Source organism: Tuberibacillus calidus DSM 17572 (assembly GCF_000430685.1).
Taxonomy (GTDB): Bacteria; Bacillota; Bacilli; order Bacillales; family Sporolactobacillaceae; genus Tuberibacillus; species Tuberibacillus calidus.
In genome coordinates, this window is sequence record NZ_AUMM01000004.1 from 1 (window position 1) to 12,684 (window position 12,684).

Genomic DNA, 12,684 nt, shown 5'->3' on the forward strand with positions numbered 1-12,684 from the left:
ACCAAAATGATCATCGCCCTTAAAGATCAACTAACCGTAAAGACGCTGGTTGGACTTTGGGAAACAGCTCAGGAACAACAAGCTTCAGACCGTATACAACGATCGTTGCATAAAAGATATAAAAAACAAGCTGTACATTTGACACGGGATAATATCGCCTATCTAAAGCAATCATCAGGCACACCCATTTATCATGCATTAAAAGGATTGGTTGGTTTTTAAAAGGATGGTTATTCAAATAAAGCAAAACTAAGGGGAGAAGTAAACGCTTACAAAATAATTCAAACTTTATTGTACAAAAAAATGCCCACAAAAACTTGACTGCATCAAACTTCTAAATTATAATTGACATAAACGAACAAATGAAACATAATGTAACAGTAATTATGTTAAAAATAAACAAATAGAAAATGGGAGCGTATGAAAAATGCTACCGTTGGAACGTCGTAATTGGATAGAAGCGCAAATAATAAAATACGGAAAGGTAGATATTGAGGAATTAGCAAAAAGGCTTGATGTTTCCACCATGACCATTCGGAGAGATTTAGCTGAACTTGAAAAACTCGGGAAAGTTATAAGAACCCATGGTGGTGCTATATCTCCCGAATCGTTAATAAGGGAATTGCCCTATTCGTTTAAAGAAGGTAAGAATCTTGAACAAAAAAAAGCAATAGCCCAACGGGCAGTTTCACTTATTCCTAAGAATTCACGTATTATTTTAGACTCTGGTACAACGACACTTGAGTTAGCAAAACTCTTAAAATTCCGAAGTGATTTAACTGTAGTGACGAATGATATAAAAATCGCTGCAGAGTTAATTGAAAGCGATTTACATGTCATAGTAACTGGAGGTGAGTTGCAAAACAATGTTGGTGCATTATATGGCGGACCTACTATCCACTTTTTAGAAAATACACACGTTGAAATATTTTTCTTGGGTGCAAATGCGGTCGATTTACAGTTCGGAGTTTCAACCCCGACTCTAGAAAAATCATTAATAAAACAGTTAATGATGAATGCTGCAGAGACAACTTGGTTACTTGCTGACTCAAGCAAGTTTGGCAAAAAAGCATTCTCCTCTATCTGCCCGATTTCAAAATTAGAAGGAATAATTACCGATGTAGGTTTAAGTGAGGATGAAAGAAAACGATATGAAAGGGAAGTCATTTTGCACATCGAAGGAAGTGGAGGGAAATGAAGGTCGGAGTTATAGCTGATGATTTAACGGGTGCCAATGCAACCGGTGTGCGGCTTGCAAAACAAGGGTTTAAAACAGCAACTGTCGTCCGAGATGCCCCATTTCCTTCATCAAATGTATACGATGCCATTTGTGTAGATACAGACAGCCGATATGTAGCAAAAGAAATCGCAAAAAAACGCGTTCGAAAGGTTATCAGTGATTTTAAAGAATGGAACACAAAAGTATTTTGCAAAAGAATAGATAGTACAATACGTGGCAATATAGGTGTCGAAATTGATGCTGTTCTGGATGAGTTAGGTGAAAGCGCCATAGCAATTGTTGTTCCTTCCTTTCCTGATTCCGGGAGGATTACAACGGGCGGCTATTTACTTGTGGGCGGTGTTCCGGTTCAAGACACTGACGTTGCAAACGATCCGATTACACCCATTACGAAGTCTTATGTTCCAGCCATCATCAAAGACCAAAGCGAATATAAAGTCGGTTTAATTTCTTTGGACACTATTTTAGCAGGTGCCCAGGCAATCGTAAAAGAACTTCGAAAGCAGATGGATAACGGAATACGAGTGATCGTTTGTGATGCTGTGAACGACGAGCAAATAGAATCTATTGCACATGCTATGGCAAGTTTTGATGATAAAATGATGGTTCCTGTTGACCCTGGCCCCTTAACAGCTTTTTATGCAAAATGCTACTTACATCAAAAGGTTGAAGAACAAAAGCTGTTAGTGACGATTGGAAGCGTGACTTCCTTAACCGGTCACCAAATCCATTATTTACTAGCTAAAACTAATGCTAGTCCGGTGTATGTAGATCCAAATCAATTAGCCAGTTATAGTGACAGTTGGCAGAAAGAAGTTGATAGGGCAATAAATGAAGGCCTTGAAGCTCTTAAATCGCAATCCATATTAGTAGTTACTACCCATAATCCAAAAAATAAGATTATTGACTTAAGAAAATTGGCTGAATCAGAGCAGGTTTCTGAGGATGCATTGGCAAAGAGAATTACGGATGGTCTTGCAGTCATTACCCGCAAAATTATAGAGCTTTCTTCATTTGAAATTAGTGGGTGTTTTACAAGTGGGGGTGATGTTACCGCATCTCTATGTGCTGTTGGAAGAGCCAATGGTATTGAGTTATTAGATGAGGTATTGCCTCTCGCTGCATATGGGCGATTGGTTGGAGGTCATCTAAACGGTCTTCATATAGTCACAAAGGGTGGCATGATTGGGGATAATCGAGCTATTTATGAGAGCGTTAAATTTTTACAAACAAAAATTTTAAGTCAAAGGGGAGCTGTTTTAAATGATTAACGAAAGATCTTTCATAGCAGTAACTATGGGTGACCCTGCAGGTATTGGGCCTGAAATTACGGTTAAGGCATTGGACAAAAAGGAAATTTATGATATCTGCAAACCAGTTGTTATTGGGAATACAGCTGTTCTAAAAAATGCTCTAGAGGTAACCAATATTTCCCTTGCTATTAATGAAATTTCTGAGCCATCGGAAGGCCAATACAAGCATGGAACCATCGATGTGATTTCATTGGATAATTTGGATATGAACACTCTTGAGTGGGGAACCGTACAAGCGCAATGTGGTCAAGCTGCTTATGAGTACATTGAAAAATCAATAAATTTGGCCAAGGAAGGAAAAGTAGCTGCTGTCGCTACGGCACCGATAAACAAAGAATCTTTAAAAGCGGCGAAGGTTCCATTCATTGGTCACACTGAAATTTTTGCGGAATTAACCAATACGGAAGATCCATTAACCATGTTTGAGGTCAAAAATTTGCGCATCTTCTTTTTAACTCGACACCTATCGCTCAAAGATGCGATTACCCAAATAACCAAAGAAAGAGTATATGATTACTTAGTTCGCTGTGAAGCGGCACTAAAACGTTTAGGTGTTGAAAAACCTATCATCGCTGTTGCAGCCTTAAACCCGCATGGCGGTGAAAACGGTTTGTTTGGCTTTGAAGAAATAGAGGAAATTAAACCGGGTATTGAAAAGGCGATTGCCGATGGAATCAATGCGGTAGGTCCAGTTCCAGCAGACTCTGTATTCCATAAAGCCATGCTCGGAAATTATGATGCTGTTCTTTCTCTTTACCATGATCAAGGGCACATTGCGGCGAAGATGGCTGATTTTGAAAAAACCATTTCTCTTACAAACGGTATGCCATTCCTTCGCACCTCAGTTGACCACGGTACCGCTTTCGATATCGCAGGTAAAAATATCGCTTCAAGTACCAGTATGGAAGAATGCATAAAGTTAGCCGCAAAATATGGTCCTAAATTTTACTAATTGATTATTAATTAGATATCTGAGGTTGACTCGTAAGCTTGGGGGGCATACCCCCTTATGGGTCAATCTCTTTAAAAATAAACTATAAAAACCATAAGGGGAAAAAAGGAGGAAAAAAATAATGCCTTTATCAGGTTCTCAAATGATTCTTGGTCTTGTAATTGGTGTTGTACTGCTTATTTTGTTGGTTTTAAAAACAAAGGTTCACGCATTCTTAGCACTCATTATTTCTGGGTCTGTAGCTGGTTTAATAGGTGGCATGAAAGCTCCGGAAGTTGTTAAAGCCATAACCGACGGCTTCGGTTCCACACTTGGATCTATTGGTATTGTTATCGGTTTTGGTGTAATGATGGGGCGTATCTTGGAGGTTTCGGGTGCTGCTGAAAGAATGGCATATTCTATTGTAAAAGTACTTGGAAAGCGTAAAGAAGAATGGGCGTTGGCCATTACAGGTTATATTGTATCAATCCCGATTTTCGTTGACTCCGCTTTCATTATTTTATCCCCACTTGTTAAAGCGCTTTCAAAGAAAACAGGGAAATCAGTTATCTCCTTGGGTGTTGCTTTAGCTGTTGGTCTAGTTGCCACGCACCATGCAGTACCGCCGACTCCGGGTCCGTTGGGGGTAGCAGGTATTTTTAAAGTTGATGTTGGTTTAATGATTCTATGGGGTATGATTTTAGCGATACCGATTGTTATTGTTGGCGTAATCTATGCAAAATGGGTGGGAAAGAAAATTTATCAGCTCCCTGATGAAAGTGGTTTAGGTTTTGTTAGGCCGGAAAAACAAATCACAGTAGAAGAATATTTACAAGAAAAGGAATCTAAGAATTTACCATCATTGACTCTATCAATTCTGCCAATTTTTGTTCCGATCATCTTAATATTCATTAACACTTTAATATCCGCATTAAAACTTACTGGTGGGGTATATGATTATCTTACTTTCATCGGGAATCCGGTTATTGCGGTCGGTATCGGCTTAATATTTGCAATTTATGGACTTTATAGACATGTCAAACAATCTGAGGCGCTTGAAAGAATGGAAGAAGGTATTCAATCTGCCGGTATTATACTTCTTGTTACAGGTGCTGGCGGCGCTTTGGGTAATGTACTTCGCGTAAGCGGTAGCGGTGATTTTATCGCGCATCAAATTGCAAACATTCATTTGCCAGCAATATTAATTCCATTTATTATTGCTACACTCGTACGTTTAATTCAAGGTAGTGGAACCGTGGCTATGATTACGGGTGCTTCGATCTCCGCACCGATTTTAGCGGAAATGGATGTCAATATGGCATTGGCAGCGCAAGCCGCTTGTTTGGGTGCCATGGTATTCTCATATTTTAACGACAGTTTATTCTGGGTAGTTAATAGAATGTTAGGTATTAAAAATGTCAAAGAGCAAATCTTAACATGGTCTGTTCCTACAACACTTGCCTGGTTAACTTCACTCATTATGCTACTTGTCCTAAATGTTTTTATTGGTTAAGAATGAATGTAATCTAATTAACTTTCCTGTAATCATAATAAACCTTTCTCAAGAAAAATAAGTCAGCTGGTCACGGTGATATAGAAAAACCGAGGGATCAAGTAGTCCCTCGGCTTTTGTATTAAGATGCCGTGAGATAGTCTTCTTTAACGGTTTCGTCCTTGCCGTTTTCCATGCCGAGCGCCTTAAAGACGAAGGTGAGCACGATGGCGACGACAAAGTTAAGCACAAGGGCGTAAATGGCGGCATATCCCGGGAGTGTGAAACCGAATAAATGCAGGGCGTATGTTGATTTTAATCCCGCTGCAAAGGCCATGTAGGTCCCAGAAACCATGCCGACGAGCCAGCCGAGCACCAGCGCCCAACGGTTGAACCAGTTGTTGTACAAACCGATGATGATGGCCGGGAATGTTTGCAAAATCCATATGCCCCCGAGCAATTGCAAGTTAATCGCATAATCGAGCGGCAGGAAAATAATAAAGGCCAAGGCGCCGACTTTAACGACTAAAGACACAAGTTTAGCCATTTTAGATTCCTGTTGGTCAGTGCAGTTGGGGTTAATATATTCTTTATAAATATTTCGTGTAAATAAGTTGGCCGCTGCGATGGACATAATGGCAGCCGGTACGAGCGCGCCAATGGCAATGGCGGCAAAGGCAAAACCGCTGAACCAATCAGGAAACATCGCTAAAAACAATTGCGGAACGGCGTCATTAGCAGAATTGACTTTAACTCCGGCAACCAAAGCCATCATGCCGAGCAAAGTCAGGAATGCGAGCACCAAAGAATAGGCTGGCAAAAGCGCAGCGTTTTTCTTAATGGTGTTGCGGCTGCTGGAACTTAATACCCCTGTGAGTGAATGGGGATATAAGAATAACGCCAGTGCCGACCCCAATGCCAACGATCCATATGCGAAAAACGATTGTGAAGTCAGGATCATCGAGCCTGGGGGATTTTTCGCAGCATAGGCTTCTTGCGCTGCATCAAAGATATGACCGAATCCGCCAAGTTTATATGGAATGTAGAAAAAGGCAACGAGAATAGTGATATAAATCATAAGATCTTTGACGATGGCAATGGATGCAGGGGCGCGAAGACCGCTCGAATACGTATAAAGTGCTAAAATGGCAAAGGCGATAATCAGCGGAAGCTCACCGACGAGTCCGCTGCCATGAAAGCCCATGGCTTGAATGACTGCTTGCATGCCGACAAGTTGCAAGGCGATGTAAGGCATGGTGGCGAGAATCCCCGTAATGGCCACAGCCAAAGCCAGTGTACGGCTGTTAAAACGGCCCCGCACAAAATCGGAAGCGGTGATGTAACCGTGTTTGCGGGAAACCGACCACAATCGAGGCATGACGACAAAGACAAATGGGTAAATAAGAATGGTATAAGGAACAGCAAAAAAGCCCATGGCACCGGCGCCAAACATTAAGGCGGGCACAGCAATAAAGGTATACGCCGTGTAAAGGTCACCACCAAGCAAGAACCAGGTAATGACCGTTCCGAAGCGGCGGCCAGCCAAACCCCATTCATTTAATTGGTTTAAATCACCGCGCCGCCAGCGGGCGGAATAGAAACCGAGAACGGTTACAAAGATAAAAAAGATAATAAATACGGTCAGTGCCGTCCAGTTCATCCGCTAACCTTCCTCTCTCTTGATAAATGTCGATTACTCATCTTTCGTTTTGAAATAAACGATGCCGGTTAAAAGAGCTGAGATTGGGACCATTAACATTTGATACCAATAAAAGAACGGAATCCCGAATAACCGCGGCTCGTCGAAAGCGTACAGCCCCGGCCAAGTAATGGCGATGAACGAGACGAGCAACAAGAGGTACCAGTAATTAGACTTCTTTTTTTGGCTATTTTCTTCTTTCATTGCAATCCTCCTTTCTTCCGTTATCAAAAATTTTCCCATTGTCCATGAACATTGTCAATACAGAATTTTTACCCAATTAACGGAATTTATATTATAATGAATAATAGTTTGGGAGGGAGAGAAATGGGCACACAAATGATGTCAAAAACGCTTTTCGGAGGCTGTCAATGGCTTTTGTTTATGTTTACGAACACGGTTGTCATCCCGTTATCCATTGGCGGTGCTTTAGCGATGTCGGACGCTGACATTGCGGGTGCCGTGCAAAGGTCTTTTATATATACTGGAATCGCTTGCCTTCTGCAGGCGCTCTTGGGTCATCGTTTGGCACTGATGGAGGGCCAATCGGGTTTATGGTGGGGCGTCATTCTTGGACTTGCGGTCTCTTATCCGCCCGAATCTTATAATGAGCTAGGGGGCTCGCTATCCATTGGCATCATTTTTGGCGGGATTCTCATTGCCATCCTCGGGGCAATAGGTATGGGCCGGCTATTAAAAAAATGGTTTACGCCCGTTGTGATGAGCGTTTTTTTATTTTTGCTGGCAACGCAGTTGATCACCATTTTTTTCAAAGGAATGCTTGGTCTTAATGACCACGCACGGATCCATTTGCCGACGGCGGGGCTTTCGGTGCTTTTGATCCTTTTGGTCATCTTGTTGATGATTAAAGGAAAAGGTCTGATAAGTCATTTTGCTCTTTTAATTGGCATTGTTGTCGGGTGGGTGGTTTTTCGTTTGTTGTTTGCCGATGCAAAAACCGAAACAGCCGCTCATGCTTCATCGCTTTTTGACTTATGGCCGTGGGGAAGTCCGCATTGGAACATTGGGATTATTCTCACCGCAATACTTGCCGGGTTGATCAATACGACGAATACTGTCGCGACCCTGAAGGAAGCTGAGGTCTTTTACGAAAAACCTGTGACGGACCGCCAATATCGACGTTCTTTTGTTTTAACCGGATTTAATTCGGTTGTTAGTGGCTTGTTCGGTCTTGTCCCATATGCCCCCTATACATCTTCCTTGGGCTTTTTATATTCCACACGCATCAAGGAAAGTGTTCCCTTTATGCTCGGGGCGGGGTTGTTTATTCTCCTGGGTGCGATTCCGGTTCTAGGGGCATTTTTTTCGACGCTCCCCGAAAGCGTTGGTGATGCCGTTTTATTTGTTGCCTATTTACAACTGTTCGGTTCGGCTTTGAAGAACATTCGCGGCATGACTTTTGATTTTCGAACCGTTTATCGCATTGCCACCCCAACATTACTTGGCATCGCGTTGATGAATCTGCCGCGTGAGGTCTTTGCAGGGCTTCCGGCTTTAATCCGGCCGTTACTATCAAACGGCTTATTGATGGGCATTTTATTGGCGGTCATTTTAGAAAACTTCATTCATTGGGACCGCTTTAGCGAACAGGAAGCTATACAAAAGGAAACCATATAAAAACGGTTGCAACTTGCCGCTTTCTCGGCTTGAGCTAGATCAAGAGAAATGGGTGGTGTAGACGATCTTTTTCATATCAAGGAATATTTTCGCAAGTTTGTGGGTTTTCATATTTTCGGCTTAACGGGGCATCCTCTTGAAAAGGGGGGATGTCTGGATGGAACAGTCATCGATAGGACGTATTGAGTTACACGGCTTTAATAATCTGACAAAATCTTTAAGTTTTAATATGTACGATATTTGTTATACGAAAACCAGAGAAGAACGCGAGGCGTATATCGAATATATCGATGATCAATATAATGCAGACCGATTGACGGAGATCTTAAATCATGTGGCGGACATCATCGGTGCACACGTTTTGAATATTTCCAAGCAAGATTATGTCCCTCAAGGGGCTAGCGTCACTTTCCTCATTTCCGAAGGTCCGGTAGTGGAAGTTCCCACCGACACCCGAGAGGAGACGCCGGGACCGCTGCCAACATCGGTCGTCTCCCAACTGGATAAAAGTCATATAACTGTACATACGTATCCTGAATATCATCCTTATGAGGGCATCAGCACGTTTCGGGCGGACATCGACGTCTCCACCTGCGGGGAAATTTCACCTTTAAAGGCGCTGAATTATCTCATTTACTCTTTTGATACGGATATTATGACCATTGATTATCGGGTGCGCGGCTTCACCCGGGATAAGCATGGCAAAAAATTGTTTATTGACCATGAGATCAACTCGATCCAAAATTACATCCCGGATGATGTGAAGAAGTTATACCAAATGATTGATGTTAATGTCTATCAGGAGCATATTTTCCATACAAAATGTAAACTTAAGAATTTTGATTTAAACAATTACCTTTTCGGATATAAAAAGGATGTTTTATCAAAAGAGGAGCAGCAAGTGATTACGGAAAAACTGCGTACGGAAATGGATGAAATTTTTTACGGGAAAAATATTAATTAGGTGCCGGAAGCCACTGCTTGCGGCACTTTTTCTTGCATATGAAAAATATGGGGTTTGTCAAAGTAAAGTGACCGGTGGCATTTTTCATTTATTAAAAGGGCGCAAGAATTCCAGGAAGAACATATGGTCAAAAGGAAATGATGATAACACAACTTTGCAGGGCGTTTTTTTATTTTAAGTCTTAACAACCATAAATATCCGTTACAATCGCCTGTTTTACGAAAACCGAGATCCGCGCGCTTTATGCTATAATAGTTAATACTATAAAATATACTCGGAAGCTTTAATATCGGCATTTTTTTCGCTTCGACGGGGAAAGGTGAACCGATGGATTTACGAGAAAAGAGCATGGCGATGCCAGTGCCTGTCAACCAAACGAAAAAACCTCAGGCATATCCATCGCTAGAGACATTCGCTCTTGTTTCATCAGTTTATCCTGATTTAAATGAATCCATCTGGAAAGACGAATGGATGAAGACACGCCCAACATTGGCTGAGAGGGATGGATGATGGAAGCAGAATTAGAAATTGTGGTTCGTTCGACGGAAATTGATGTCAATGGTCATGTGAACAACGCTAAATACCTCGAGTATTTAGAATGGGGACGCGAAGAATGGTATGAACAAGCGGGCCTCGATTATCAAACGTTTCTTGAAATGGGCATTCAAACGGTGACCGTCAATATCAATATTAACTACCGCAAAGAATGCGTGCAAAATGACCGTTTAACGATTAAAACCCGTCCGGAAAAAGTCGGACGCACAAGCTATGTCCTGCGTCAGGAAATCTATAATCAAAAGGGTGAATGTTGTGCGGACGCCCTTGTCACCAGCGTGACGATGGATGTGGCGACGCGCAAAAGCAGGGAAGTCCCGGATGCGCTGAGAAAATATTTTGTGGAAAAAGGCTAAGAGGTTGACGGATGAGGGGTCTTGCGCTCACCATGGTCCGCATGTTTTGCGGCCGATTCAATTGGATGAATGAAGCATGACCCCTGATTTTTCTGTCAACCTTTGAAATTTTTACTTCCAAATGGATTCTGCGATTTCCACAACGTGGCGGAGCTTCGCCCATTGTTGTTCTTCGTTAACGAGATTGCCTTCTTCGGTGGAGGCAAACCCGCATTGCGGGCTTAAACACAATTGGTTGATGTCGACAAAGCGGCTGGCTTCTTCCACCCGGCGCTTTACAACATCGGGATTTTCTAATTCCCCGTATTTTGAAGTAATGAGTCCCAAAACGATTTGCAAATCGTTTCGGTTAACGAAACGCAATGGTTCAAAACCACCAGCGCGATCCGAATCAAACTCTAAAAATAATCCGTCTACATCGATGTTGAAAATATATTCGCTAACGGGCTCATAGCCTCCAGAATAGATCCAAGTCGAGCGGAAGTTGCCCCGGCAAATATGCATCGTGACGGTTAAATCCTCCGGCCGTCCCTTGAGCGCCTCATTCAAAGTTTCGGCACATCGCGCAGCTAATTTTTCCGGGTCTCTGCCGGCTGCGCGCAGCTGTTCTTTATGTTCCTCTGAACAAAACAGCCCCCAAGAGGTATCGTCAATTTGCAGGTAACGGCATCCTGCCTCATAAAAAGCACGAATGGCTTTTCTGTACGTTTCTGCCAAATCATGTGTCCATTCATCTTCATCTTTATAAATATCCGAAATACCTGCCGCCCGCACGCGCAACATGTTCGGACTCGGTATGGTCATTTTGGCGATTCTGTCACCAGCTTGGCTTAAAAGAAATTTAAAATCCTCCAACATGGGGTGTCCGTTAAAATCGAGTTTTCCCGTGACTTTCACGGCATGTGTTTTCGTCTCCTTCCCATGGAACTGGAGCCCGCGCTCGGCTTCATAACCTGTGACCCCGACTAAGTTTTCCAAAAAGTCGAAGTGCCACCAAGCACGGCGCAATTCTCCATCGGTCACCGCCAAAAGACCAATGTCCTTTTGTTTTGCAACAATTCGCGTAATCTCTTCGTTTTCAATTTCCCGTAATTGTTCTGCAGTGATCACACCCGCCGCTTTTTGCTGGCGCGCCTCTTTTAGCCGTTCTGGTCTTAAAAGGCTGCCGACGTGGTCGAAGCGAAACGGGGGCTTCGTCCGTTTTCTAGCTTCTGGGAATTGATTGATTTTTAATTCGCTCATTTGTTCATCCCTCTCCCTTTTTTAATATTGGCGGGTGTTTCGGTTGTAAAAAAGGCCCTTCCTTGGATAAGGAAGAGCCTGATGGTCGTTCACTCCGCCTTATCTTCAAGAGCCGTTGGGCTCTTCAGGAATTAGCACCGTCCTGCTTTCCGCAGGGGTTGCCGGGTTTCATTGGGCCAGTCCCTCCACCACTCTGGATAAGGTAAATCATATAATTTAAGTATATTCATTATTCAGTTTTTGCTTTCGGTTGTCAATAGTTAATTTTGAAGCGCTGATTTTAAGTTGTTTAGCTGTTTAACCTTCAGGAAAGTATTGCAATAGATGCTGTTTTGTTTGAAAATAAAGATGTGATGTTATGCTCTTTTTAAGGAGAGGATCTCTTGAATGCACAAAACATCAAGGTTATTGTGTTTGATTTAGACGGGACGCTCTATTCGGAAACCAGTCATTTTGCGTATTATGCGGAACGGCTGAAGGAAAGGCTTCCTCAAGATGTACAAGATGATTTTATAAGAGATTATCGGGCGGCCGAGAAGAAAAAACATGTGATTAAGGTTGGTCGGGTCTATGATGTCCTCCATGACCTCATCCTTGTTCATTGCGATCGAATCGTAACCGAGGCTTATGAATGGAACGGCTATAAAATACCGGAGGAGCGGGTTAAGTGGTTATATCCGGAGCCGCTTGTCATTGATAATGAAAGACAGATCAGCATCGGCGATTTTTGGTGGGTGCCCGTTCCGATAGCCTATCATTACGGCTTGGATTTTGACGCTTGCCATGAGGCTTTTCTTGAGACAAGGCGCTACATGATGAGTCCCGATTTTACGATGAAGAAAATCCCTGGACTCAAGGAGACATTGGAAAAATTACGTACGACGAATAAACTTGTTTTATTAACAAACAGTCCGGAACCGGACAGCCGGGCGATTTTACGGAAGCTCGATTTGGATGCTCTTTTTGACCAAATGATTTTCAATGGCAAGAAACCGGCGCAAACCTTAAAGCATTTTGAAGCCATTAAAGAGGCCTTTGCGGTTGAATATGGGGAAATTCTAAGTGTTGGTGATAATTGGGTCAACGAGATTTATCCTGTGCAAAAACTTGGCGTGAAAACGCTCTTTATCAATACCCATGAGCTTTCGCCGGAACATCAAGCCGATGTTGTCGTCACGCATCCGGAAGCCATCGTTGCGGTTTTAAGAAGAATGGCTGTTGAAACCTGACGGCTTGCCCTATCGTAAAATAATT

The 12,684-nt window shown here is 42.6% G+C and carries 12 protein-coding genes, 1 pseudogene and 1 riboswitch; of the genes and pseudogenes, 10 read left to right on the plus strand and 3 right to left on the minus strand.

The features are described from left to right. The 5 genes and pseudogenes from H532_RS20490 to H532_RS0101055 form a co-directional block, all read left to right on the plus strand. Positions 1-222 (plus strand): annotated as a pseudogene (locus H532_RS20490) (hypothetical protein); the annotation flags it as partial. 205 nt (positions 223-427) lie between these two features. Next, entirely contained in the window at positions 428-1,198 is a 771-nt protein-coding gene (locus tag H532_RS0101040) for a DeoR/GlpR family DNA-binding transcription regulator (RefSeq protein ID WP_027723913.1), read from the plus strand. Then, positions 1,195-2,511 carry a four-carbon acid sugar kinase family protein gene (locus tag H532_RS0101045; RefSeq protein ID WP_027723914.1) on the plus strand — a complete coding sequence of 439 codons (1,317 nt, stop codon included), beginning with the start codon at positions 1,195-1,197 and terminating at the stop codon, positions 2,509-2,511. The genes H532_RS0101040 and H532_RS0101045 overlap by 4 nt, the downstream gene beginning before the upstream one ends. Continuing rightward, positions 2,504-3,505, plus strand: coding sequence for a 4-hydroxythreonine-4-phosphate dehydrogenase PdxA (gene pdxA, locus H532_RS0101050; RefSeq protein WP_038111257.1), 1,002 nt, complete (start codon positions 2,504-2,506; stop codon positions 3,503-3,505). Before H532_RS0101045 ends, pdxA begins: the two co-directional genes overlap by 8 nt. 121 nt (positions 3,506-3,626) lie before the next feature. Beyond that, positions 3,627-4,997: a GntP family permease gene (locus tag H532_RS0101055; RefSeq protein WP_027723916.1), complete on the plus strand. Its 1,371-nt coding sequence runs from the start codon at positions 3,627-3,629 to the stop codon at positions 4,995-4,997. A 121-nt stretch (positions 4,998-5,118) separates the two neighbouring features. Here H532_RS0101055 and mctP read toward each other — a convergent pair whose 3' ends face one another. Further along, the gene (gene mctP / locus H532_RS0101060; RefSeq protein ID WP_027723917.1) at positions 5,119-6,636 is read right to left on the minus strand and encodes a monocarboxylate uptake permease MctP; all 1,518 of its coding nucleotides are present in this window, start codon (positions 6,634-6,636) and stop codon (positions 5,119-5,121) included. Between the two features lie 33 nt (positions 6,637-6,669). Further along, on the minus strand, positions 6,670-6,879 hold the full coding sequence (locus tag H532_RS0101065) for a DUF3311 domain-containing protein (RefSeq protein WP_027723918.1): 210 nt from the start codon (positions 6,877-6,879) through the stop codon (positions 6,670-6,672). Positions 6,880-7,002: 123 nt separating this feature from the next. On the opposite strand from H532_RS0101065, the gene H532_RS0101070 reads away from it, so the two are divergent. The 4 genes from H532_RS0101070 to H532_RS0101090 all read left to right on the plus strand — a co-directional run bounded on the left by H532_RS0101070 (position 7,003) and on the right by H532_RS0101090 (position 10,188). Beyond that, positions 7,003-8,313: a uracil/xanthine transporter gene (locus H532_RS0101070; RefSeq protein ID WP_051263055.1), complete on the plus strand. Its 1,311-nt coding sequence runs from the start codon at positions 7,003-7,005 to the stop codon at positions 8,311-8,313. 157 nt (positions 8,314-8,470) lie between these two features. Beyond that, a complete protein-coding gene (speD, locus tag H532_RS0101075; RefSeq protein ID WP_027723920.1) occupies positions 8,471-9,277 on the plus strand; it encodes an adenosylmethionine decarboxylase in 807 nt (268 codons plus the stop codon). A 327-nt stretch (positions 9,278-9,604) separates the two neighbouring features. Beyond that, the gene (locus tag H532_RS20160) at positions 9,605-9,787 is read left to right on the plus strand and encodes a hypothetical protein (RefSeq protein ID WP_155994932.1); all 183 of its coding nucleotides are present in this window, start codon (positions 9,605-9,607) and stop codon (positions 9,785-9,787) included. After that, positions 9,787-10,188: an acyl-CoA thioesterase gene (locus H532_RS0101090; RefSeq protein WP_027723922.1), complete on the plus strand. Its 402-nt coding sequence runs from the start codon at positions 9,787-9,789 to the stop codon at positions 10,186-10,188. Before H532_RS20160 ends, H532_RS0101090 begins: the two co-directional genes overlap by 1 nt. Positions 10,189-10,299: 111 nt before the next feature. On the opposite strand, the gene H532_RS0101095 is transcribed toward H532_RS0101090, so the two are convergent. Next, positions 10,300-11,430, minus strand: a complete 1,131-nt coding sequence (locus H532_RS0101095) for a 5-methyltetrahydropteroyltriglutamate--homocysteine S-methyltransferase (protein ID WP_051263056.1) — start codon at positions 11,428-11,430, stop codon at positions 10,300-10,302. Between the two features lie 96 nt (positions 11,431-11,526). Then, positions 11,527-11,634: riboswitch (SAM riboswitch) on the minus strand. A 179-nt stretch (positions 11,635-11,813) separates the two neighbouring features. Between H532_RS0101095 and H532_RS0101100 the strand changes: the two genes are divergently transcribed. Continuing rightward, positions 11,814-12,659 carry an HAD family hydrolase gene (locus tag H532_RS0101100; RefSeq protein ID WP_027723924.1) on the plus strand — a complete coding sequence of 282 codons (846 nt, stop codon included), beginning with the start codon at positions 11,814-11,816 and terminating at the stop codon, positions 12,657-12,659. Positions 12,660-12,684: the final 25 nt, after the last annotated feature.

Excerpts from the sequence above, each read along its gene's own strand:
- H532_RS0101040 (WP_027723913.1), top strand. The coding sequence starts at position 428 with ATGCTACCGTTGGAACGTCGTAATTGGATAGAAGCGCAAATAATAAAA.
- H532_RS0101045 (WP_027723914.1), top strand. The coding sequence starts at position 1,195 with ATGAAGGTCGGAGTTATAGCTGATGATTTAACGGGTGCCAATGCAACC.
- pdxA (WP_038111257.1), top strand. The coding sequence starts at position 2,504 with ATGATTAACGAAAGATCTTTCATAGCAGTAACTATGGGTGACCCTGCA.
- H532_RS0101055 (WP_027723916.1), top strand. The coding sequence starts at position 3,627 with ATGCCTTTATCAGGTTCTCAAATGATTCTTGGTCTTGTAATTGGTGTT.
- mctP (WP_027723917.1), bottom strand. The coding sequence starts at position 6,636 with ATGAACTGGACGGCACTGACCGTATTTATTATCTTTTTTATCTTTGTA.
- H532_RS0101065 (WP_027723918.1), bottom strand. The coding sequence starts at position 6,879 with ATGAAAGAAGAAAATAGCCAAAAAAAGAAGTCTAATTACTGGTACCTC.
- H532_RS0101070 (WP_051263055.1), top strand. The coding sequence starts at position 7,003 with ATGGGCACACAAATGATGTCAAAAACGCTTTTCGGAGGCTGTCAATGG.
- speD (WP_027723920.1), top strand. The coding sequence starts at position 8,471 with ATGGAACAGTCATCGATAGGACGTATTGAGTTACACGGCTTTAATAAT.
- H532_RS20160 (WP_155994932.1), top strand. The coding sequence starts at position 9,605 with ATGGATTTACGAGAAAAGAGCATGGCGATGCCAGTGCCTGTCAACCAA.
- H532_RS0101090 (WP_027723922.1), top strand. The coding sequence starts at position 9,787 with ATGGAAGCAGAATTAGAAATTGTGGTTCGTTCGACGGAAATTGATGTC.
- H532_RS0101095 (WP_051263056.1), bottom strand. The coding sequence starts at position 11,430 with ATGAGCGAATTAAAAATCAATCAATTCCCAGAAGCTAGAAAACGGACG.